22 protein-coding genes are annotated in these 23,771 nt (G+C 38.6%); 9 read left to right on the top strand and 13 right to left on the bottom strand.

Annotated features, from left to right (window positions below):
• The first annotated feature begins 708 nt into the window (after positions 1-708).
• From Q4519_RS17250 to Q4519_RS17290, 9 genes are all read left to right on the top strand, one after another.
• Positions 709-2,181 (top strand): hypothetical protein, encoded by a 1,473-nt coding sequence (locus Q4519_RS17250; RefSeq protein WP_303514387.1) that lies wholly within the window; start codon positions 709-711, stop codon positions 2,179-2,181.
• A gap of 103 nt (positions 2,182-2,284) precedes the next feature.
• Entirely contained in the window at positions 2,285-3,589 is a 1,305-nt protein-coding gene (locus Q4519_RS17255; RefSeq protein ID WP_303514389.1) for an ABC transporter ATP-binding protein, read from the top strand.
• Positions 3,579-4,322: a sulfotransferase gene (locus Q4519_RS17260; protein ID WP_303514392.1), complete on the top strand. Its 744-nt coding sequence runs from the start codon at positions 3,579-3,581 to the stop codon at positions 4,320-4,322. The genes Q4519_RS17255 and Q4519_RS17260 overlap by 11 nt, the downstream gene beginning before the upstream one ends.
• 8 nt (positions 4,323-4,330) lie before the next feature.
• Positions 4,331-5,620: a sulfotransferase family protein gene (locus Q4519_RS17265; RefSeq protein ID WP_303514395.1), complete on the top strand. Its 1,290-nt coding sequence runs from the start codon at positions 4,331-4,333 to the stop codon at positions 5,618-5,620.
• Entirely contained in the window at positions 5,620-7,779 is a 2,160-nt protein-coding gene (locus tag Q4519_RS17270; protein WP_303514398.1) for a glycosyltransferase, read from the top strand. Before Q4519_RS17265 ends, Q4519_RS17270 begins: the two co-directional genes overlap by 1 nt.
• A 217-nt stretch (positions 7,780-7,996) precedes the next feature.
• Complete coding sequence (locus tag Q4519_RS17275) at positions 7,997-9,088, top strand: glycosyltransferase (RefSeq protein ID WP_303514401.1); 1,092 nt, start codon at positions 7,997-7,999, stop codon at positions 9,086-9,088.
• 48 nt (positions 9,089-9,136) lie between these two features.
• Entirely contained in the window at positions 9,137-9,925 is a 789-nt protein-coding gene (locus Q4519_RS17280; RefSeq protein ID WP_303514404.1) for a glycosyltransferase family 2 protein, read from the top strand.
• Positions 9,903-10,868 carry an NAD-dependent epimerase/dehydratase family protein gene (locus tag Q4519_RS17285; protein WP_303514407.1) on the top strand — a complete coding sequence of 322 codons (966 nt, stop codon included), beginning with the start codon at positions 9,903-9,905 and terminating at the stop codon, positions 10,866-10,868. Before Q4519_RS17280 ends, Q4519_RS17285 begins: the two co-directional genes overlap by 23 nt.
• On the top strand, positions 10,868-11,431 hold the full coding sequence (locus tag Q4519_RS17290; protein ID WP_303514410.1) for a sugar transferase: 564 nt from the start codon (positions 10,868-10,870) through the stop codon (positions 11,429-11,431). The genes Q4519_RS17285 and Q4519_RS17290 overlap by 1 nt, the downstream gene beginning before the upstream one ends.
• 263 nt (positions 11,432-11,694) lie before the next feature.
• On the opposite strand, the gene Q4519_RS22450 is transcribed toward Q4519_RS17290, so the two are convergent.
• From Q4519_RS22450 to Q4519_RS22455, 13 genes are all read right to left on the bottom strand, one after another.
• Complete coding sequence (locus Q4519_RS22450) at positions 11,695-11,958, bottom strand: DUF6444 domain-containing protein (protein ID WP_369293059.1); 264 nt, start codon at positions 11,956-11,958, stop codon at positions 11,695-11,697.
• An 83-nt stretch (positions 11,959-12,041) separates the two neighbouring features.
• Positions 12,042-13,487: a mannose-1-phosphate guanylyltransferase/mannose-6-phosphate isomerase gene (locus Q4519_RS17300; RefSeq protein ID WP_303514414.1), complete on the bottom strand. Its 1,446-nt coding sequence runs from the start codon at positions 13,485-13,487 to the stop codon at positions 12,042-12,044.
• A 1-nt stretch (position 13,488) separates the two neighbouring features.
• The gene (locus tag Q4519_RS17305; RefSeq protein ID WP_303514415.1) at positions 13,489-14,676 is read right to left on the bottom strand and encodes a glycosyltransferase family 4 protein; all 1,188 of its coding nucleotides are present in this window, start codon (positions 14,674-14,676) and stop codon (positions 13,489-13,491) included.
• Complete coding sequence (locus Q4519_RS17310; protein ID WP_303514417.1) at positions 14,669-15,757, bottom strand: glycosyltransferase family 1 protein; 1,089 nt, start codon at positions 15,755-15,757, stop codon at positions 14,669-14,671. The genes Q4519_RS17305 and Q4519_RS17310 overlap by 8 nt, the downstream gene beginning before the upstream one ends.
• Before the next feature lie 3 nt (positions 15,758-15,760).
• The gene (locus Q4519_RS17315; protein ID WP_303514420.1) at positions 15,761-16,726 is read right to left on the bottom strand and encodes a glycosyltransferase family 4 protein; all 966 of its coding nucleotides are present in this window, start codon (positions 16,724-16,726) and stop codon (positions 15,761-15,763) included.
• Complete coding sequence (locus Q4519_RS17320; RefSeq protein ID WP_303514423.1) at positions 16,710-17,255, bottom strand: O-antigen ligase; 546 nt, start codon at positions 17,253-17,255, stop codon at positions 16,710-16,712. Before Q4519_RS17320 ends, Q4519_RS17315 begins: the two co-directional genes overlap by 17 nt.
• A gap of 525 nt (positions 17,256-17,780) precedes the next feature.
• On the bottom strand, positions 17,781-18,908 hold the full coding sequence (locus tag Q4519_RS17325) for a glycosyltransferase family 4 protein (RefSeq protein WP_303514427.1): 1,128 nt from the start codon (positions 18,906-18,908) through the stop codon (positions 17,781-17,783).
• Positions 18,889-19,677 carry a glycosyltransferase family A protein gene (locus tag Q4519_RS17330; RefSeq protein ID WP_303514430.1) on the bottom strand — a complete coding sequence of 263 codons (789 nt, stop codon included), beginning with the start codon at positions 19,675-19,677 and terminating at the stop codon, positions 18,889-18,891. Before Q4519_RS17330 ends, Q4519_RS17325 begins: the two co-directional genes overlap by 20 nt.
• Before the next feature lie 3 nt (positions 19,678-19,680).
• On the bottom strand, positions 19,681-20,904 hold the full coding sequence (locus Q4519_RS17335) for a hypothetical protein (RefSeq protein ID WP_303514433.1): 1,224 nt from the start codon (positions 20,902-20,904) through the stop codon (positions 19,681-19,683).
• Entirely contained in the window at positions 20,897-21,565 is a 669-nt protein-coding gene (locus tag Q4519_RS17340; RefSeq protein WP_303514436.1) for a hypothetical protein, read from the bottom strand. Before Q4519_RS17340 ends, Q4519_RS17335 begins: the two co-directional genes overlap by 8 nt.
• Positions 21,562-22,455, bottom strand: a complete 894-nt coding sequence (locus Q4519_RS17345) for a hypothetical protein (RefSeq protein ID WP_303514439.1) — start codon at positions 22,453-22,455, stop codon at positions 21,562-21,564. The genes Q4519_RS17340 and Q4519_RS17345 overlap by 4 nt, the downstream gene beginning before the upstream one ends.
• Positions 22,452-23,171 (bottom strand): hypothetical protein, encoded by a 720-nt coding sequence (locus Q4519_RS17350; RefSeq protein ID WP_303514442.1) that lies wholly within the window; start codon positions 23,169-23,171, stop codon positions 22,452-22,454. Before Q4519_RS17350 ends, Q4519_RS17345 begins: the two co-directional genes overlap by 4 nt.
• Before the next feature lies 1 nt (position 23,172).
• Positions 23,173-23,349: a GNVR domain-containing protein gene (locus tag Q4519_RS22455; RefSeq protein WP_369293060.1), complete on the bottom strand. Its 177-nt coding sequence runs from the start codon at positions 23,347-23,349 to the stop codon at positions 23,173-23,175.
• Positions 23,350-23,771 lie beyond the last annotated feature (422 nt).

Here is a 23,771-nt window from a genome sequence, read left to right on the forward strand (position 1 = left end):
CGAGTTAAATTAAGAAGGGCGATTTTAGCGTGTCATTACTGTGATTAAAAGGGCAGGCGTTGTTTATCATCATTTACTTGGCACAACTGAGCTTCATTATTATCATCAGGTCGCTGTATTAGCCCACGCTCTGGACAGTGATATAGCTTGCTTTTAAGTGCATAGCGCTAATTGTAATCGATTGAATCACTTAGTGTTACTGACCTCGTTCCAAGTAAGTAAGAACTTATTTGTCAAATGAAGGGCATTGTACTTGTGTAACTATTTGATAAATTAATTAACTTATTATGATCATGTTTGCTTTTGCTGTTTATTTACGGTTTATTCTAAGATTTTGTTTTAATATGGTTTTTGTAAAGTTGTCAGATGGGGGCTCTGATGCTCCTTGAAAACCAGAAAGTGACTGACTGATTAAAAAATAATCTATTTATGAGTAAGTTGTCGATAAATTAAGCCTTGACACCGAGATTTAAGCGATCTGCGTTGTGTTTTATTGAAGTTTAACCGAATTTTTGTATTCTTCGTTTGACAGTCAGGCTATTTAGCATAAAAATAACGTGGCGCGCTTTGGTGCGAATTCAGTTTGATGATATTTTTTTATCATTAGCTAGATTTTGATGCAATTTGCATCAAGGTAAAATAAAGCAATTAGAGCAAAGCTTTATTGCTAGGATCCAAAAAAAAATTTTTTTTAAAAGGAAATAAACAATGTTTCAAAAGAAACTGATTGCTGCAGCAATCCTTGCAGGCTTTAGCGCTGCACCAGCAATGGCTGACGTTAGCGTTGAATCTATGACACCAGCTACATCTACTTTACTTGCGACAGTAACTAAAGCTCCAGTACTAGCATTGACAACTGCTCAACAACTTCTTGTTGTTGGTATCCCTGCCAATGAACTACTACTAGACGGTGCTTTAACTGTTGAAATTAAAGGTGAAGCAACGTTTAACGATGGTGACGTGCGTAAATTCCTTACTCTAACCGGTGGTAACTATGCTGTTGGTCTTGGTGCAGTTGGTGCACTAAGCTACGCTCAAGCTGATGTTGAAGCACAATTTGACACAGACACAGATGGTACTGCTACTTGGTTAAAATACACAATTGACCAAGATGGTAAGCGTTTACGTCTATATTCTAAACAAGATAACACTGCTGTAAGCTTTGGTTTCAAGTTTGCTGAAGCTAACCAAATCTTCAACGTTGCATATGGCTTCTCAAGCGATATTAAACTGATGGTTGGTGCACTTAAGAATGCTTCTTACACATCTGACCCAGTAACAACTTCTGCTATCTTTAGCCCTGTTAAATTGTTCAAGCTAACAAAAGCTTCTACTCCAGAAGATATTGCACAAGTTGCAGAAGGCTTCTTAAAGCTTAAAAATGATGCTGACAACAAGATCACTTACGATGCACTAAAAGTTGAAAACTTAACTACTAACCAGCTTATTCAAAAGAATAAAGTTAAGGTTACTATTGAAGGTGACTTTACTGGCGCTAAAGTAAGTGCAACTGGTGAGCTACAAGATAACACTGGTGCTGGTCTAGGCTGGCAGCTAGCGAACGGTAAGGCAACTAAGGTTCTTGATACTTCAGGTACTCTAGAAGGTCAAGCTGGTATCCCTACTGCAGACGTAACTGGCTTCATGCTAGCGTTTAACGGTACTGATGCAATTGAAGCGTCTAAGTACAAAGCGACTGCAACAATTCTAGGTAGCGACAACGCAACGTTTGAAGATTTTACTGCTGAATTAGCTGATATCTTCATCGTTAACCGTGACGGTATGCGTTTTGACACTATCACTACTGGTACAACATCTTCTAACCTAGTTTACATCCGTGACATCTCTAAGAAGTTACCAGCTGCAGGTGGTAAGATTTTCGTAACAGTAACTGAATACGCTCCACACGACGTAAACGGTAACGGCGAAGGTACTGACTTAGTAGTACGTAAAGCGCTATCTACTATGCTACCAAGCGGTGGTGCAGTAACACTTGATCCTAAACTAATCCAAGAAGACCTAGGTGTAACAGTTACCGCTGGTCGTCAAGCTCGCTTCCTATTCGAAGTTGAGACTAATCAAGGTGAAGTTGCGATTAAGAAACAAGTATCTGGCGTGGGTGTTGACATCCAAAACGGTACTAAAGGTGTTGCTGGTGTAGTTGTAGATTTCACTCTTTAATTAAGAGCGAAACATACTGCATTAGAAAGAGGCGCTTAGCGCCTCTTTTTTTTTTCTTGGCTTTTGTCATAATACCCGCCCTGTTTGTTAGTTTGGAATCATCGTGGTTATTCGCGTTCGTCATATTTCTAAATCTTTTTTAATGTTTGATAATCCGGTTCAAGTAATTAAAGATAAGTTGTTTGGTCAAGAAAAAGTTGCGCGTTTTCATGCCTTAAAGAACATTAGCTTTAGTGCTAATCAAGGTGAAACCCTAGGCATTGTTGGACATAATGGCTCAGGTAAATCAACCCTATTACAAATTATTACTGGGGTAATGCGCGCTGATGAAGGGCTCGTTGAGGTGCAAGGACGTGTTGCTGCCTTACTGGAATTAGGTTCAGGCTTTAACCCTGAGTTTACCGGTCGTGAAAATGTATTTTTCAGTGCTTCTCTGTTAGGTTTAACTGAAGCTGAAATTAACGCTAAGCTTGATGATATATTAGCTTTTTCAGCTATCGGTGAATTTATTGATCGACCCGTTAAGACCTATTCCAGCGGTATGATGTTACGCTTGGCCTTTTCGGTGGTAATTAATACTGATCCGGATGTGTTGATAGTTGATGAGGCATTAGCGGTTGGTGATGATGCCTTTCAGCGTAAATGTCACGCTCGTATTAAACAACTGCAGTCACAAGGTGTTACCTTACTTTTTGTTTCTCACTCCGCAGGCCAAGTCATTGATTTATGTGATAGGGCGATCCTGCTCGACAAAGGCGAAATGTTGATGGAGGGGAGCCCTAAATCTGTGGTGCACAATTATCACAAGCTACTGCATATGCAAGGCGCAGAAAGAGATGAATTTCGTCAGCAGATTTTAACCGGAAATATCAGTAATGAGCCCGCTGCTATTATCAATGATGAGCAAGATAACAGTGGTCAACTAGACGATAATTTAGTGCCAACATCAACAGTGTGGTACCAGCCAAATGGCGCGTTTATTTCACAACCTTTATTACGTAATACGGCTGGGCAACAGGTAAACTTGCTACAATCCGGCCATCAGTATGATTATTGCTTTCACGTTGAGTTCACTGATGACGCCTTTGAAGTTGGCTTTGGCATGCTGATTAAGACGGTTGCTGGTGCAGAGCTTACAGGGGCTACTACCACGCGAAATCATGAAAAGAGATTACCATTTGTAGCGAAAGGGCAAGTGATTGAAGTGCGATTTCGGTTCCCCTGTTTGTTGCGTAATGGTACCTATTTTTTAAATTGTGGCTGTTCTGCCTTAGTGCAAGGTGAGAGGCGGTTTTTACATCGCGGCGTGGATGCTGCGATGTTTGCGGTGGTAGAGGAAAACCCTGACGCTACCGGGGTGATTGATTTTGGCATTGAATTACATGCAGAGGTAATAGATGAAGCCTAATCTTTTTATTGTCGGTGGGCAAAAATGTGGTACCACTGCGTTAGCTAGTTTTCTACAGCAACACCCTGATATTTGCTTAGTTGAGGGCAAAGAAGCCCATGTTTTTGACTCCCCGCGACTGCAAAATGTTGAAAAAAATATCATTAATGAGGCTTATCAGGCAAAGCTTCAGCATTATTCACAGCAACGTTATGTCTGCGATGCGACGCCAATATATTGTTATTTACCAGGCATTATGTCGCGTTTAGCCAGTTACTCTAACAATGCAAAAGTCATTATGTTACTGAGAGACCCCGTTGATCGTGCCGTGTCACATTATAAAATGGAGTCTCGCAGAGGTTTAGAGCACCGCTCTATGTTGAGGGCTTTTTTAATTGAATCTGCACGTTTAAAGGAATGCGAGGATAAGTTAGCCGATCATTCCCCTTGGCGAATTCACTCTTATTTAGACAGGGGACGCTATACGCAGCAATTATATTCTATTTATCAAAGCTTTGATTCTGAACAAGTGCTGATTCTGCATAACGATGACCTACGCCACCATCACCAAGCAACACTGCAGCGGGTATTTGAATTTTTAGACATTGCTGAGCATGATATTGCTCATCAAGAAATTTTTGCCGGGCAAGATAAAAAAATGGGGTTCACAGATAAATTAGCGCTGTTGTTGGCTCGATTTATACTGCGAAAGGATATTCAGATAAGCAATAAATATAGATTTTCTACTTCTTAAGGGGTCCAATGGCAAATCAAATAGCGATTTTGATTCTCGGTATGCATCGTAGTGGTACCAGTGCTTTAACAGGAATGCTCGGAAAAGCGGGGATCCCTTTAGGAACGGAGTTTATTGATGACGTTGCCGATGTTAATAAAAAAGGGTTCTGGGAACACAAGCGTTTAGTTGAAATTAATGAAGCGATTCTTGCTCACCTAGGCAAAAGTTGGTTTTCGTTAGATGTCGCAGCTGAGTTAAGCAATGTCGGTCTCTTTGAATTAGCTAAGTTCAAACAGCAAGCCATAACGTTCATTGAAACAGAGTTCTCTGGTGCGCCTATTTTTGCTTTGAAAGATCCTCGAATGTGCGTGTTGGCAGAATTTTGGTTGGATGTATTTCAGTCCCTTGAAATTGAAACTAAGGTTATCGTTTTGAACCGTATGCCTGACGAGGTGGCAGCTTCTTTATATAAAAGAGATAAGCTCCCAGTGTTGATTGCTCAGCAACTCTGGCTGGAGCATACCCTTGGCTGTTTACGGGTATGTCAGCTGCAGTTTGATGTTGTGACGATCATTTCGTTTGAAGACTTTCTTAATGATCCCAGTCGTTTTCTAACTAAAGTATTGCAACAGTTTTCTCTTGCGATACCTATTAATATTGACGCTGCATCTGGCTTTGTTGAGCCAAACTTACGCCGGCAACATTGCCATGAACAACAGAAAAATTTAGCTAATGACTTATATAATGCTTTGAACACTGCCGATTTTGACTTGGATCGAGTGTTACAAGAGTATCAACAGAAATGCCAGCAACATAGCCAGCAAAACATGCCTTATCTTGTTGCACTGACTGAGGCTTTTATTGCTATGAATAGAGAAATAATTGCTCATCAGCATAGTGAAGCAAAGCTTACTCGACTTGGACAGTCTCATTCCCTTGCGTTAGCGACGATCGATGAACGAGACAAACAGCTTGATGAGTTTAATTTATGTTTGAATAAACAACGTGAAGAGCTCTCTTATGCAGTAACTGTGGTTGAAGAACGCGATCAGCAGTTAAATGATTTAGCAAAAGAGTTAGCTCATGCGGTTGCTGTGGTAAAAGAGCGAGATCAACAGTTAGCAAATTTATACTCCCAGCTTAAGCAAGAAGGGGCTGCTCATGGCCATGCAATCAGTGTGATAGAAGAAAGGGATGCACAATTAACAAAAGTTATACAGGAGTTGGCTGCCCTGCAACAGAAATATGATGATTTAGATAGTTTAAGCGCTGTCGATTTTACTTGGCGAAAAATGAAACGTAAATTGGATGCATAATGAAAACAAAAATTGATGTAATTATCCCGGTATACCGAGGTTTAGAAGAAACGTCAGAGTGTATTATTTCAGCGCTAGCTACCTTAGATATGAATCTGGCAAATTTAATAGTTATTAATGATTGTTCTCCAGAGCCTGCATTAACCGAGTATTTAAGAAATCTCAGTGCTGAAGGTAAAATACAGCTTTTAGAGAATGATGTTAATTTAGGTTTTGTTGCCACCGTAAATCGGGGCATGAAGTTAAATACTAATCATGACGTGTTGTTACTTAACAGTGATGTTGAAGTTGCAAATGATTGGTTGGAACGGATTCAAGCCGTAGCTTATCAAGCTGAAAATATAGGCTCAGTTACGCCCTTCTCAAATAATGCAACGATTTGCAGTTTCCCAAATTTTTGTGAAGACAACACTTTATTTGCCGACTTGTCGGTAGTGGAAATCGATAATTTATTTTCTCAAACTCTGAATAATACAGATTTCGTGGATGTTCCAACAGGCGTTGGTTTTTGTATGTATATACGCCGAGACTGCTTAGATAAAGTGGGGTATTTTGATGAAGAGACCTTCGGTAAGGGTTATGGAGAGGAAAACGATTGGTGTCAACGCGCGATTAAATCGGGTTGGCGTAATGTACATGCTCTTAACGTATTTGCTTACCACAAAGGTGGTGTGAGCTTTGCAGATGAGCAAGATCCTCGTAAAGAAAAAGCACTTGAGATTTTGAATGAGTTACACCCAAATTATCAGCCAGATGTGATGGATTTTATTGCTCAAGATCCAGCCAAAAGAGCACGATTAGCAGTCACGATGAAGCTTTTAGCACTTTCTAGCACCGCCAATATTCTCGCTGTTTCCCACGGATTGGGAGGCGGAGTGCTTGACCATATTCATCAATTAGCGAGTTTTACAAGAGGTAAAGCAAACTATGTGTTGTTGCAACCGACATCAGGCTCTGATGTAAAATTATCTTTTTTCATCTCAGGTGCACTATTACAAGATAATATTTTTATTGATGTGGATTTAGATTATGCCAGCTTGATAAAGCTATTACAGTATTTGAACATCAGTCGCGTGCACTTTCATCACACAATGGGGCTACCTACGCGCATTTGGGGGATAGCTTCCGATTTAGGTATTAAACATGATGTAACGATTCATGATTATTACCATATTAATGGCAACCCGAGCTTAACCGATATTAACGGTCGCTATTGTGGTGATAAAGACAATATGGATGAGCTGTGTCATCAGCATTATCCGATTCCAGTTAGCAGCGAAATCTGGCGAGAGAATGCTAAAGTACTTTTGGCTCCTGCTGAACGCATTATCTTTCCTTCATTTGATGTGCAGCAGCGTTTTAATAACTACTTTAGCTTGCCCCAAGGTCGGGTTGTTTATCATTCGGATAATGAAGCTAATCTATTTATTGATGATATTAAACCAGTACCGCGAAAAGATTCTAAGTTAAAAGTACTAGTCCTTGGTGCGTTAAGTCGTGAAAAAGGGGCTGAGGTATTAGAGCAAGCGGCAATGGCATTGGCTAATAGACCAATTGAGTTCCACCTTTTGGGCTACGCATTTAAGCCTTTAAAGTCGGTTACTACTTACGGTCAGTATAATAGTGAAAAATTAGATGAACTGATACGAGAGTTACAACCTGATGTAATTTGGTTCCCAGCCTTATGGCCTGAAACGTATAGTTATACTTTGAGTGCGGCACTGCGTAGTCATGCAGTGATCATCGCTTCTGATTTGGGGGCGTTTAAAGAACGGCTAGCTAAACGTTCATCTTCAATTATTTTGCCTTGGGACTACAACGAGCAACAATGGTCTAATTTTTGGGAGGCTTACCTCGAGGGAAGTTATACTGCTGATAGTGAAGTGATGCAGTTTTCTAACCTTTCGAGTCCAAACTTTTACAGCCAAGAGTATTTGAGCTTCCCATTAAGAGAAAGAGACTCAATAATTGATATGTCGTTTGACATTAATATTTTTATTGAAAATCAAAAAATACCAGAGATAACAAAAGAAGCGAAAATACTTCATCGTTTAGCTAGGCTAAAAGCATCGAAAAAATTGGCCTGGTTAGCTCGAAGGATCCCTCTATCGGTTCAACGTAAAGTGAAAGAAAGAATACTAAAAAAGACTAAATCATAACGACTACTTGACAATAAAGGCGTCGGTAAAAGTTTTAATTATTTTTATTAGTCTGATAGACACCACAATTAAGCCATTAATAGTTTTGAATGTTTATTTCTCGGCTTTTAATGGTTTAAACATTACGAACGTTTGACCTTTGTCCGCTTGTTTTTTTAACTATGTTGAATATATGTTATATAAATAGTGGATAAATATTTTATTGTGGGTGATAAATATGAAGATTGTTATTTCTGGTGTCAACTTGGTTGAAGGTGGTACATTAACAGTATTTAAAGATGTTATTTCGGCTTTTTCTATAGACAAAAAAATTGAAGTTACCTGCTTGGTTAATGACAAATCTTTGTTCTCTAATATTAAAGGTGTACATTTCATCTCTTTTCCTGGCATTAAAAATAGCTGGGTGAAAAGGTGCTGGTTTGAGTATGTTAGTTGTAAAAAAATTGCGGAAAGTATAAAGCCTGACTTATGGTTGGCTATGCATGATATGACTCCAAATGTAGGGACGTGCCCTCAGTATGTTTATTGCCATAACCCATCACCATTCCTTCCTGTTTCATTTAAGCTATTTTGGTATGAGCCGAAGGTTTTTTTATTTTCTATTTTTTATAAGTGGCTTTATCGAATTAATATAAAAAAAAATATTGCAGTAATTGCACAACAAGAATGGTTTGGCCATTATCTAACTGATGTTTTAGGAGCGAAGCAAGCGATTATTGCTAGGCCTGTTTCTTTTTCTCCGCGGAGCATTAAAAAGTTGGACTCTAGTCCTCGAAGAGAAACCATTGTACTATTTTACCCAGCCCTTGCGAGAACGTTCAAAAATTTTGAATTACTGCTAAATTGTTTTGCATACTTAAAAAAAGAGTACCGCAATGTTTATAATTCTTTTGAATTACAGTTAACTATTGATGAAAATGAAAATAAGTTTGCTAGTACACTGGTAAATCGTTATCGAGAATTAGAAAATGTAAAATTTTTAGGTAGACTTAACTTTGAAGAAGTGAATCAGAGGTATGAAAATTGTGACATAGTAGTGTTTCCATCAAAGTTAGAAACGTGGGGGTTGCCAATTTCGGAAGCTAAACTCGCTGCAAAACCAATAATTTTATCTGATCTGCCTTATGCACATGAAACTTTGGGAGATTATCATTCTGCGTTATTTGTCGACCCTGATGACTATATTACCTTGGCAAATGCAATCGTTGACTTATTTCACGAGAAGAATATATTCCATAGCGTTAAGTTTCAATCTAGTCTTGATGTGATCGACTCATGGCCGTCGTTAGTCTCAGCTATGGTAAAATGACATCCAATACTAAATAATAATTTAGTTTTACATATTGAGAGCATTACAATGGCTAAAATATATATATCTATCGTGTCTCACGCTAATGATGATGATCTGATTTTTAATGCTGATTTACGAGAGATATCAAAACTAAATGATGTAATAGTGATTGTTAGAGATAATGTTGATAGTTCAAAACTCCGAGACTATTGTTTAGATAATGGTTTTATTTATTCAGCCTCGGCGGAAATACTCGGTTTTGGTGCTAATAATAATATAAATTATGAGCAGGCATGTGAGGCTGGTATGTTGTCGTCAGATTGGTTTCTGCTGCTGAACCCTGATATTACTGTTTCTGTAGCGATGTTTCGTAGTCTTATAAAGAAAATTGAATCTAAATCTTCTGGTATTTATTCCGCAAACCTATACTCAGATGAAAAACTTTCTATGGAAGAAAAATCTTTAAGAAAATTTCCTAATATATTTTCTTTTTTTAATTTGTTTTTCGGGAAAAGCTTAACCACTCCTTACATTAAGTCTGAACTAGTTGATGGTGCCGAGGTCGATTGGGCAGCGGGATCGTTCTTGATTATTCATGCTGACTTATATCGCCAATTAGGAGGGTTTGATGAGCGATACTTTATGTATTTCGAGGATGTAGATCTTTGCTTCCGAGCACAAAAAAAATTCAATGAAAAAGTTGTCTATATGAAAGACATTAAGGTTGTACACCGAGGGGGCTATCAAAACAGGAATTTTTTCTCTCCACATTTTCGTTGGTATTTGTCGAGCATGATTCGTTTTATGTTAAAAAGTTTTATCGGGAGACGAAATGCAAGTACTATTAACGGGTAGTTCTGGTTTTGTTGGTAGCCATCTCAAGCAAGCCCTTATGGAGCTAGATGTGAAGTTGACCGTACTCAATCGTTGTTTAACTGACACGCAATGTGTTGATGCCATATATGTTCCAACTTTTGATGGCAATACTCTGTTTCAATTAGATAAATTTCAATTTGATGTGGTCATTCACTGTGCCGCGATTAATCATGATGTTGAAGAGGAAAAGTTAGACCTTCTTAGACAAGTCAATGTCGAAGGAACGTTGAATTTAGCCACCCAAGCGGCCAAGGCGGGTATCAAGCGGTTTATTTTTATCAGTACGGCTAAGGTTAACGGTGAAACCACCGAGAATAGGGAAGCTTTTTGTGAGACTGATAAACCAAACCCTCAAGGTAGTTACGCGAAAAGTAAATATGATGCTGAAGAAGGCTTAAAAGTAATATCCGCCCAAACCGGTATGGAATATGTCATTGTAAGGCCTCCTTTGGTTTATGGCCCTAGAGGAAGAGGCAATTTTTCTTCCATCTTGAACTGTGTTTATAAAAGGGTGCCTTTACCATTCTATAGTCTTGATGGTAATAGACGAAGTTTTATTTCAGTCGGCAACCTTGTGAGCTTTATATCGCTTTGCGCAAACCACCCGCAGGCGGGAAACCAAGTATTTCTAGTCTCTGATGATGATGATGTCTCTACAAAAAGATTGTTCGATGTAATTGCGAGTTGCTTTAAAGTGTACTCGCTTAACTACCCTGTCCCTAAGCGTGTTATTTTATCTATATCAAGAATACTGAAAAAAGAACATGTAGTTACACGAGTTACCGATTCGTTACAAGTTAATATAAGTAAAGCAAAGAAGCGTTTGGGCTGGTTACCTCCTGGCTCTTTTGAATCGGGCGTACAGCATACTGTTGACGACTTCATCTTGAAACGTGTGGCTAATAAAATAAAGAAATTTTAATGCGAAATAATATAATTACCCTTTTTGACTGTTTTATTGCTATTACTTCTTTAGTAATGCTTTCTCCGATACTTTTTTGTATTTATATCATTATTTTTTTCGATCATGGCTCGCCTATTTTCATTCAGGTTAGAATGGGGAAAAATAAAAAACCATTTTCTTTAATAAAATTTAGAACGATGAAACCAGATACGGAGTCTGTCGCAAGCCACCTCGTTGCAACCTCATCCATTACACCCATTGGGCGGGTATTACGAAGGACTAAGTTAGATGAATTGCCTCAGTTGATTAATGTATTGAAACGAGATATGAGTTTGGTCGGACCAAGACCTAATTTATTTAATCAGATCGACGTAATTAAAGCCCGCGAAGAATACGAAATTTATTCAGTTTTACCTGGCATTACAGGTTTGGCTCAGGTCAATAATATTGATATGTCCACTCCAATACACCTTGCGGAAATGGATAAGAAAATGTTAGCGGGTTTTTCTATTAAACAGTATTTCAAATATATTTTTGTGACCATTTTTGGCGCTGGAAGAGGTGATGCCGCTAGGCCTTAATAGAATTATTTTATATTAACCTGAATCTTGCTTAAGAAAATGAACTAAATGCCTGTTCCACGATCTGATCTTTCGACCAAGAAACATACAGACCAAAAAGGAACAGGCAATGAATAAATTAGTCGAATTGTTTTGCGATGTCGATGACTTTTGCAACGTGTTTATCCCCCAGTGGCAACAACAATGGGTGACTAAGCCAGCGCAACATGGACAGCAAACATCAGGCGCGACAATCACTTGTGTGTCATCCTCACGCAATGTTTCTAAGGTGCGTTTACTGCCCGCATGGCCAGGTTGCGCACCGCGCATTTTTGTCTGTTTATTTGAGTTAGGCTTATTGCGAGAAGACTTGTCTTTACGTTTTTTATCGGGCTCATCAGATGATGGGGGTTTGAGGAGTTACTGGATGAGGCAGCCAATCGCCCTTCTAAATCAGCCATGTGCGCCCAAGCCTCTTGGAGTAAGGCATTTGCTTGCTCAAGATTCGTCGCAACAGGTGGGTTAGTGAGGTCAAATTTAATCGGCATAGGATAAGAATGACACCAGAAAAGGATCGCTCAAGGGATATTTAAGATCGAGTGACAGTGGTCACGAAAAAAATTTTGGGGTGTCAAGCTGCTCCTGGTGAATAGTTACACTTATCTAACCTGCCGTATCTGTCTTCAAAGCGCACGATGTCATCTTCGCCCAAGTATGAGCCTGATTGCACTTCAATTAGCTCTAATGGCACCTTGCCTGGGTTTTCCAACGCATGCACCACACCAACAGGAATATAAGTCGATTGGTTTTCGGTTAGTAGAATGTCTTTATCACCATTAGTGATTTTTGCCGTACCCGTTACCACAATCCAATGCTCTGCGCGATGATGATGTATTTGGATAGATAGCTTCTCACCTGGTTTCACCGTAATGCGCTTCACTTGGAAGCGGTCTCCGTTATCAATAGAGTCATATTTACCCCAAGGACGATAGACTTCGCGGTGATGCTGCCACTCGTTACGCGCTTCTGCTTTTAGGTGCTCGACGATTTTTTTCACTTGCTGTACTTCAGACTGTTTCGCTACCAAAATCGCATCTTTGGTTTCAACGACAACCACATCGTCTAAGCCAATGGTGGTAACAAGTTTTTCAGAAGCATGCACATAGGTATTACGGGTATCAACAGTAATCACGTCGCCGCGGCAAGCGTTGCCATGTTCGTCTTTATCAGACACCTCCCATAAAGCAGACCAACTACCTACATCGCTCCAGCCGCAGTCCATTGGCACCACTACGGCTTGGGTGGTTTTTTCCATCACCGCGTAATCCACAGAATCGTCCGGGCAAGCTTCGAAAGCAGCTTTATCAACACGAATAAAGTCCAAATCGGCTTGCGTCGCTGCCATCGCTTGCTCACAGGCACTGAACATATCGGGATGATGGGCCTTAAGCTCAGCTAAGTAAGTGCTGGCTTTAAATAAAAACATACCACTGTTCCAGTAGTATTCACCTGACGCTAAGTAATCTTGTGCCGTTGATAGATTGGTTTTTTCAACAAACTGCGCCACGCTAAAGCCTGCGTTGTCACCTTGCACCTCGCCACGCTTGATATAGCCATAGCCGGTTTCAGGGGCGGTTGGCACGATACCAAAGGTCACTAGCTTATCAGCCTGTGCAAACGGCACAGCTTGCTCAACCGAGGCACAAAATGCCGCTTCATCTTTAATCACATGGTCAGCTGCCAATACTAAAAGCAGTGGGTCATCACCATTCTTTAACGCCTGCATAGCAGCCAGAGCAATAGCTGGTGCAGTATTACGGCCAACTGGCTCTAAAATAATACCGCTGGTTTTAATCGCGTTAGCACGAAATTGCTCAGCAACCGAAAAACGATGCTCTTCATTACAAATAACCAAGGCAGGTGCATGCTCAATCCCTTTCAAGCGCTGCGCTGTGGTTTGCAGCATGGAATCATTACCAAGTAAGGTTAAAAATTGCTTAGGAAACTGTTGGCGTGAAAGCGGCCATAAACGCGAGCCTGAGCCGCCAGCCATGATTACTGGCAGTATATTAGACATATTAATTAACCAATTTTTTAAATTCAGAAATGACAGGGCTCAAACGAGACTCCCAAGAATGAGATTGCTTTACGTACAACAGTCCCGCTTCAGCATATTGTTGGTGAGCACGCTCATTATTTACAAGCTTTAAAATAGCTTCTACATATTCACTTGGCTCATCTGCCACCAAAATCTCTTTATCAGGAATCGCCTCAATGCCTTCAAGACCTGTTGAAGAAGTTATTGTAGGTAACCCCAAGGCCATGTACTCAAGAATTTTATTTTGAACACCAGCCCCTAATCGGACGCTACATACACCAGCTAAAGAGCCTTTAGCAGAATCCGAAACTGAATCAACAGGGCCTGTAAGCTCAACACCTTTGAAATCATCAAACTTTAAACGATCATTGTCTTTTATACGGCCAATAACTTTAAATGTATAATCACCATGTTGACGCAGAAGAGGCATTACATTTTTAGCAAACCAGAAAGCAGCATCCACATTTTGAACAGAGTACAGATTGCCAATAAACACTATTTGCTTAGACGTAAAGCAAGGGCGATATTCAAGATTGCTCAGATCAACACCGTTTGAGCAAACTAATACCTTATCGTACTCAGGCGAGCCTTTAGCAAACAAATAGTCCTTATCATATTGTGATACAAGAATTGAAGCATCAAAAGCGCTAGCAGATCGCTGTTCATACTTTTTAAGACGTTGTTGTTCAACACTATAAACCAATGTTTTCAAACTGGTGGCTTTAGCTAGACTACCAACTCGCTCATAATTCATTGAAATAGCATCGGTCATCTCTAGCACCCTAGTAACGTCAAGGTTAAGTAAATAATCCCCTGTACGAACTAAATGGGCAAAAGCACCGTCATGATCAGGGAGCAAACTCGCTAACTTATTCTTAAATTCGCCACTACGATAATAGGCCACCTGTAAAGGCGTCTGAGTGGGTAGTGATAACAAACAATTTAAGAATGAGCGCCACTTGGGTAACAACACTCGCTCAACTTGCTTAAATACACCATCTGATGGAACCGTCATTTCCATCTCTTCATTCGATTCGCACAAGCTTAACAAGGTTAAGTCGTAATGCTTAGCAAGCTCTTTACAAAGGAAATAAATGCGTAACCGATCACCACCAATTACGGGATAAGGGAATCGAGGTGTTAAAACAATTATTTTTTTCTTATTCAACACCTAAACGCCTCCAAAAATCTGTCATTTGCTTATTCACCGAACTTTCAACAAAAGATTGCACGCGTAATCGACCTTGCTGAATGTTCTCTAACCTTTCACCTTCTTCGTATGCAAGTAAGGTATTAATTGACATAGCCATCTCTTCTACGCTTTTAGGATCAAATAATAATGCTGCATTACCAACAACCTCTGGCAACGAGGTAGTATTACTACAGCAAACAGGTGTACCTGCTGCCATCGCTTCAATAAGTGGGATACCAAACCCCTCAAATAAAGAAGCAAAAATAAATCCCGTGGCTTCACGGTACAAACATTGTAATTCTTCGTTTGAAATAAAGCCTAAAAACTCAACATCATTAGCCACCCTTAAGCTGACAGCTCTTGCAATAAACTGGCTGTGATGCTCTTTTTTAATTCCCGCAATTTTCAAAGAATAATTATCTGAAAATGACTGCTTGGCTAATGCGAAAGCTTCAATTAAGCGAATCACATTTTTGCTCGGTGCTTCACCGGTAACGGTAAATAAATAAGGTTTGCGCAAAACAGTCGGTAAAGGCGCTAACCTCAGCCAGTCATCCGAAATAGCATTGGGAATAACCTGAACCTTATGTGCGTCAAGTTTAAAGCGCTCAACAAGTTCTTGTTTCGTAAACTCTGAAACGGTTAGCAATACATCAGCATTTTTTACCACTCTCGGGACAATTGCACGCCGGTACAGACGCCCCAAGGTCTGATAAACAGAAACAGAGAGTGGTAACTCTTTAAAGGAGCGCAAAAAAATTAAATCATGCACCACCAAAATCAACTTAGTATTAGCAGGCTTAATCAATGGCGCCGTGTTATAAGGGCAAATCAAAAAATCAAATGAGTGTGACTTAGCGAGCTTAGGTAAAACCACTTGTTCCCACCAAGGAAAAAAACTATTCCCCTTGCAAACAGAGGCCATATTTTTAACCTCTGAACCAGTGGGGGCAAGCCCAGTACATGACGCTCTAACAGGCGCAATAAGTTGTGTCGCGTAACGCCCCATGCCTCTCACCTTTCCCAGCATCCAGCGAACATCTACTCCAACATGCATGGTCTATTTTTTCCTATTCTTAATTTCAGTTAACAGCGAGTTGACCATTTTCTCTTTAGTGAACCCTTGCGCAATTGTTGCTCTCGCGGCACTCGCAACTTGAGCGTATTCATTCGGCTTATTAACGATTCTAATTATCTGCTCACTAAGGGTTTCAACGCAATAGTCAGGCAATAACCAACCATTTTTATTGTTCTGAATTATTTCAGGAACCCCCCCCACCCCAACAGCAATAACAGGAGTAGCGTAGGCCATTGACTCTAAAACTGAATACGGAAATGCTTCAAAATGCGAGAGCATTAAAAGGAGATCTGCTTGCTGATAATAAGGGCTTGGGTCTTCAACAAAACCCACCCACTCTATACGCGATTCAACACCTAATGTCTTGGCATAAGTTTGCAAGCTAGCCATTTCAGGGCCATCACCTAACAGAGTCAAGTGCGCTTGTGGCAACAAGGTTAACACATCAATTGCTAGTCGCTGATTCTTGTTTGCATTAACAGCACCGACCATTAGTAAGCGAACCGAGGGAGTAATAGAGCATATTGTTGGTAAGTCAGGTAAACTAACACCATTATAAATAGTCACTACTTTACCCGGTGCATAATATTCAGGCAGGGCGTTATCGCAAACACGAACAACCAAATCCACTTTATATAAAAGTAATTTAAGTAAACATTTTCGAACCCAACGACGCCAACAAGCTTGCTGGCCATCATTTATATTACTGTGTTGTACATATACAGTAAGCTCGCCGTTAAAAGGCTTCAGGGCGTACTTGTACAAAGCACTATTGCCATTTAAAACACGTACATCAGCATCTACCTGCGGCTCACTGTAACGCGTTAATTTTTCAGGTCCACCGATAAAATAGACATCGTGTCCCAAACTAGCTAGAGTGGTTAATAGATCATCAGCATATCTCTCTTGGCCACCGAAGACAGTTGCAAGATTAACAACTAACATCATTTCTCTCACTTTCAATACCTTTGGAAATAACAATCATCAAGGCAAAAACAAAAAATAGAATTCGGCTATAGTAGAGAGCTAATGTAAGAGACATGATATTAAATGCAAAAAAAGCAACTACAATTTTGTCAAAAAAATACACATCGACATTTTTAAGATATAAGTACGATAAACGAAGAACAGATATAAATGCACCTCCATACAAGACAAGACCAACTACACCGGTTTCAGCTAAAATCTCTATAAATGTATTGTGCGACATTTGATTATGAAGATTTAAAGGGTGGTTTACCAAAGACTCGAGGCCGTATCCAAACACAGGCCTATCAAGGAAAGCTACAATACCTGCATTAATCGCAAGCATTCTATCCCCAAGGGAATTTCGCTCTGCATTAATCGCAAGCATTCTATCCCCAAGGGAATTTCGCTCTGCATCACTCCCATACGATTCAGGGTTAAAAATCATAGCTACGCTTGAAGGAAGGAACTCTTTTAGAAAAAACGCAACACTTCCAAGTAATAAAATCAATATAAAATGAAAAGCACAAAGCTAAGAGACAAATCAAAGAAAAATAGTTGGGATCACTCATAAAGCCAGACGCTCTATATATCGAATGAATTATTGCAGAGGAAAAAAACCTATCAGTAAAAAAGGGCGCACCAAAAAAGGTTTGAAACACTCCTATAAAAACACTAAGTAAGACCCAAAAAATAAAACAATACAAATAATACTTATAATTTATACTGCTCCTTACAACGATGTAGTATGATGTTAAACCTATCATTAACGAAAAAGACAAACTTATAGTTCGAGAATCAACACCATTAACTGAAAATAAAAGACTAAAGCTTACCAATAGGAAAGAATACATGCATAAAGCTAGCTCTTCGACACGTAGAGCGGTTCTTTTAACCCCTCTTAAAACCAAGAATGTAGCACCGACAAAAAACATCAACTTTGCATAAGTTAATGATGGATAGCTAGGGTGAAGAAATGCATCGTTTACTATAGAACCACAGATAAAAAAAACACCAAGTAAACTATAACAAAGCTTTAAGTTCGAAGACATGAAGCAAAGCCCATAGCCATATCTTTGGCGGTGTAGGAAAATTGAACATTAGGTCTAGTAGCACTTACAAAATTCAATAGCTCCTCTATTATAATTTCTGAATCTTTGCTGTCTAGGACCTTACAGTAATCTCTAAATTTGCTTAGTTCAACAGCTGCAGAAACCGTGTCTGAGGCAAAAAATGGTATCCCCATATGTAAAGCTTCGTTTATAACCATACCCCAAGCATCGTATTCAGACAAAAGGATAAGACTGTCAGCAGCAGTATATAATTTAGTTAACTGCTCTGCTGTCGTAAAGCCCGAAAAATGTATATTGAAAAAACCTAATTCCGAAGCTAGTTGCTTGGCCTCTGATTCTAAAGGGCCACTCCCAGCAACAATCAAGTGTACCTTCTTCTTTTTCGAAACAGATGACACAACTCTGATGGTTTCTAATACATTTTTTATCTTTATCAACCTACCTACAAAAATAAAGCAAAATGTATTTTCATCAATACCCATTTCCTCACGAATACTTAACCTTAATGGTTCATACTCCAGCCTTTTTTTAACAAAAAAAGCATCATCAACAGAGTTATGAACAATAGCTATCTTCTCATCAAAAGGCCCATTAGAGTTAATAAATTGCTTAGCGGACTCACATGAGGCAACAATTTTATTAGAATACTTATACATGTATTTTCTTAACGTAGCTGCAAAACCTTTTGAAACGGGCGAGGCAGTAGTTATCTCACTCCAAACATAGTAATCAATATTCAATATCAAACAGAAAAAACTTGCTAAGTAAGATGTAAAAGAAGCATCCCCGATAATCAACTTATCTGGACGACTAAAAATTAAATACCAAATAACACCAAAGCGAAAATGAATAATTCTTTTTTCATCTGTGCCTCGATTTAAGTTAACTGTAATCCCAAAAAGCTTAAGCAATCTATATGAAGAATCATTTTTAATATCCCACTCACGATCAACTTCTTTTTCAACACAAGTCAAAACATCTAATGACTTCACACCTTCTACCTTTGCTAATTCTATAAAAAAAGGTACTCGATAGGGGGTTGCCATGTTTGTTAGAATAGCTACTCGGCAATTACTTAATTCTAAGTCCATTTGTTTTTACTTTAACCTCAATGTATAGAATAACTTTTTTTACTATATTTTTAATATTTGTGTGTTTATATATTTCACGCCAGTGTGATTCTAACAATAACTTGTAACCTAACTTGGCCTTTGGTGATAAACCTATCGACTCGCCGCCATGTCGATGGTGAATAGTTAATATTTTCTCTACTACATCAATATGATAACCAGCCAAACAAATACGTATCCACATATCCCAGTCTTGGCAGCTAGGTAACGCCACATCAAAGCAGTTTACTTCAATAATCGCCTCCCTTTTTACCATGACAGAAGCAGACATAATAAAGTTAGTGGTTAGTAAGGCTTTTCTTGCATCCCCTTTGACACTAATACAACTTGTGTAAGAGGCTTGCTCACCGACTCCCTGTGCTTCGGTCCAAGTGTATACTAAACCTAACTTTTCATCTGTTGACTGAGTAATAAGTTTCTTCTGTTCGGCTAATTTTTCAGGTAGCCATTCATCATCATCATCAACCAATGCAATCCAAGGCTGAGTAGACTCGTAAATACCTTTATTTCTAGCAGTCGAAGCACCTGAATTTGACTCTAAACTAAAATATTTTAAATTAGCTAAAATAGTCGAAAACTCATTAATTACCTCACTATACTCTAGGGTCATACCCGAGCAGTCGTCAACTATAATCACCTCTTCAGGCTGAACAGATTGCTGAGAAATAGAAGTGAGTAGGCGCTTTAATAAATCAGGCCTTTTATAAGTAGGGATCACCACAGATATCATAGTTTACATCCTTAGAGTGAATCTATACTGAGTATAAAGTAAGACAGCCATCAATGAATATATCAATGCACTGGAAAATGCAGCACCATAGGAACTATAAAAATAGATACCGGTAGGGAAAGCAATGGTGGCAGCAATAGTGGCAGGAATAAACACCCACTTCATGATAATAAAGGGGGACCTTTTTATCATTAAATAAGTGCTTAATGGCCGACTAACGTTTAAGGCTAAAATACCAAATGAAACGGTCAGGCCTAATAAGTAAAACATCTCTGAAAATTCAGGATCTAATCCAAAAAAAGTGCCTATATAACTGCCTAACACTAAAAAGAACAAAAACTGACCAATGGAAAGAGAACCTGATATGGCTAGAATTTTTTTAAACTTCAATTCTGCATCTAGCCCTGCATTTGCTAATACCACAGGAATAAAAGACTGGAAAAACATAGGTACAACAAAGAACAAGTTTGCTACTTTGTTTACGACTGTATAAACAGCGACAGTGTTTAAGTCTGCCCCTAACAGCCCCATATAAAGTAAACTAGCATTGTAAATGTAAAGGGTCATCACACCAGAAAGGTGAGACCACAAAGAAAACCCCATCATAGCCGTATATATTTTACTTAACATACTCTTACTAAACGAAAATACATAGCCTGAAACATGCTTCAGGTTTGCTAACCATATAGTGGTTATTAGCAAACTCCAAGTAAAATATATACTAAAATACACATCTAATGAGGGATAAAAATAAAGACATAATACGCAAGTAAGCAGTAAAATCTTACTAGCATTCTCAAAAATAGCGACCTTTTTTTGTCGCAATTCCATTCTATTAAAAATTCTAGCTATCTCAGCTGCTTGTATTTGCTGTGTGACAGCGGAAAAAACAACAGCATAAAAAAACCAATTTAATTCACCGGAAATAATATAGACAATGAAAGCGAGTAAGTAATGAAGTGATATTTTAAAAACTGAAAAGGAAACAAAGGCACCTAGATAATCAGCTAGCACACCTTGTTGCTGCCACTGCTTTTGGTGTTTCATCAAAGCAGTTTCGGGGGCGAACATAATCAGATTGAAAGCAAATATGGCAGACGTTGCTATACCAAACTTTGCAACATCTTCCACTGGCAATACATTAAGCACTATCCATAAAGTAACAAAATCGAATACCCTTGAACCGATAGATTCAATTGCACTATAGCTTAATGCTTTTTTAAACATGTTGACACACACGATAAGAGTAATTAACTGACAACTTATCTCCTTTACTAAAAGAGACATTCGCAAGCTGTTTAAAATCTAACATGGTTGAACCGGAAGCTGATGATATAATCATTTCTTTATTTGGAGAAACATCACATAACTGCTCAATATTGCTATTCAATGGGCGAGGTAAGATTGCATAGTTAAAAAACTCAAAACACATATTAGATTTAAAAAAAATATCATCTTGAACCTGTAATACTCCAGCATTAACAGTGAACGAACGCTTAAAGTCGACCATAGGTGATCTACCGACAAAACCATCATTTAGCGTTTTATAGTTTAACTGAGTTAAAAAAAAGAAATGCTCGTTATTATTTGAAAAACTACTGAATAGATTTCGCCAATATATATTCACCTTTCTTTTTAAAAAATTATTTAACCATTGCTGAAGGGATAAGGATTGCTTTAATCTCCCCCATGGTAGAGGTAAACTTTTTATACCAGACTGTTCGTTACTTTCCTCACCACCATACCGACTTGTATATTGACACTCAGAATCAAAAATAAATGGGAGTGGCTGTTCATCAGCTATATGACCAAAGCCACCTGTCGGGGTGGCCCAAAAGTAATAAGCTTCATCGATAATATGAGCATGTATACAATTTATTTTTTTCATAGCTTACTAGCCCTAAGTAAACAGTATGCTAAAAAAGGCTGGTAATCATATAAGGTATTATAGCCAAGCCAACCCGCAGGTTTATCCCTAGCATAATTTGCCATAGGTTTTTCAGGGCTATTTAAGTTCAGCACTAGCGGATAAGAGCCATCAGATCGCTGGAATTTTGCTAAATAATTCCAAATTGTCTCTAAGTGCGATGTTCTAGCCAGGCCACAATATTTTTCCGCATACTCCAGTGCATAAATCAAAGATGCGTAACCAAATATTTGTTCTTGTCCCCGACCTATATAAAGCGACATACCACTTTTTAACATCATTTTTTTACTAAATTGGCACCCTCTAATAAGCCAATCTCTCACTAAGGTTTGATAACCCATGGCATCCAACTCAGCAAGAATAAACAAGCAAAATGCATGATACTGTAAAGACTTTGTATTTAGTTCATCAAATATCTGCCCTTCATCAGAGGTAAATATTTTTCTAATACATCGCAGAATAAATTTTGCCCGAAACTGCTTTTTCTCAGCGTTCAATCTATTTAGTTGACGTAACAATGTCCAGTTTACCATTCTCGTTCCTTTTTCATTAAGGTTCGATAACTTTGCTAAGTCGGTTGAGCCTGAAAGCTTTTCGGCCCTAAACAAAGCATAAGTAGTAAACTCCCAAGAAAAAGATTTAATATCTTTTTCCTGTTCGCAATAATGCTTTAGTGCAATTTTTGCAAAGTCATTGGACGAAAGGTCGCTGTTGTTTTCTAACGCTGCTAATAAAGAAAATGCATAGCCCCATGTGGGCTCTTCAGGATAGCCTTTGTTTGCATCAAGTTGGGATTCTAAACTCTTTAAAATCCCAATCCCATGTTTTTTGTACTCTTTGGCTCTTGTCATTTGATAACTACTTTTGTAATCAAAGAGACAGCTCCACCCTTAGGAAGCAGAACTTCACCAACACTCATTACTGGAAAATTAGGAAAGTGAGCCTCTCTAATTCTATAAAATAGGCTTTTTATAAATTTCGGAATGAATTTTTGCCCTTTTATAACGCCTTCCATTCTTGGATTGCAACACCGCATAATTAAGTTAGCTTTATTTTTGTTGGCGATAAGACGGTGATGAACAATCCAGCGAACAGTGTTCCCTATGCGTTTTTCATCACGTAAATAAATAACAGCATCAAACCCATTAGGAACGGAGGTAGGCTCTGTCGATATAACCACTTTTCGGTTGTTTGTTAGCGGTATTTCAACAACTTCATTTTCTGGAAATTGATAATAAATATTAGATGATTTATGGCTAATTAGCTGCCCCGCAATCATTGCAGGCTCATCACATTCAGTTTCAATAACAAACCGGCTTACCATATCAAATAATAGCGAATCATCTTTTGCCGTAAAGTTTAGCCGCCTTTTTATACCACTTTGAATATCAATATAGGAATCAAAAAGTTCGATTGAAGTTTTAACAAGCGTTCCATTCCACTTTTTTTCCGTTACTGGTAAATTTGCAATATCGACATTATGATTATTGCGAGATGCGGAATAAAAACTTTCTGAATTTCCATACTCTACATCGATACTTACTATTTCTTGAACTGAAGAAATCAAACTACGACTCCTTCGTCGCTTTAAAATAATGTTTCAAAAATATAAATAAAACCGAAAAAATCACACCTAGTATCAGGCCTAAAATAGAAATAATAGCTCTATTAGGTTTGCTTTTTTCTTCTGGAACAACTGCTTTATCAACTATTTTAAATACAAATTCTTGCTGAAAACTTGCCAACTACAAAACACTTGAACAATATATGTGTACTTCGATTACACATTTATCTGCACCTTTAGTTGCTGCTTATTTTCTGTTCAAAGTGGAATCCCGCCCTGGGCTCAGGGTCTTTCCCTTCTGGTACTTCCCTTAACCAAGCGTTTGTTTTTTTCATCATATATGGAACTGTCTAATAATAAAGCTTCATTACTCGGCTCCCACTGTAAACCAGCGAACAAGGGCACCTTAATTTTATACTTATCTCTAGCGAATCCCCACAAAATATCTTTCGCTATCAAATACATAGAAACGAATCTCGTTGTGTGATCTAATTAATTTCGCCAAAAACAAACCAGATTACAACGCGATGCGTGAACTTAATATCATACACCAACAGCTACAAAATCAATGCCCTTTCATTCACAAAAAACGACTTCAATCCC

The sequence above is a fragment of the Motilimonas sp. 1_MG-2023 genome (genome assembly GCF_030547455.1).
In the GTDB taxonomy this organism is placed as follows: domain Bacteria; phylum Pseudomonadota; class Gammaproteobacteria; order Enterobacterales; family CBDFNC01; genus Motilimonas.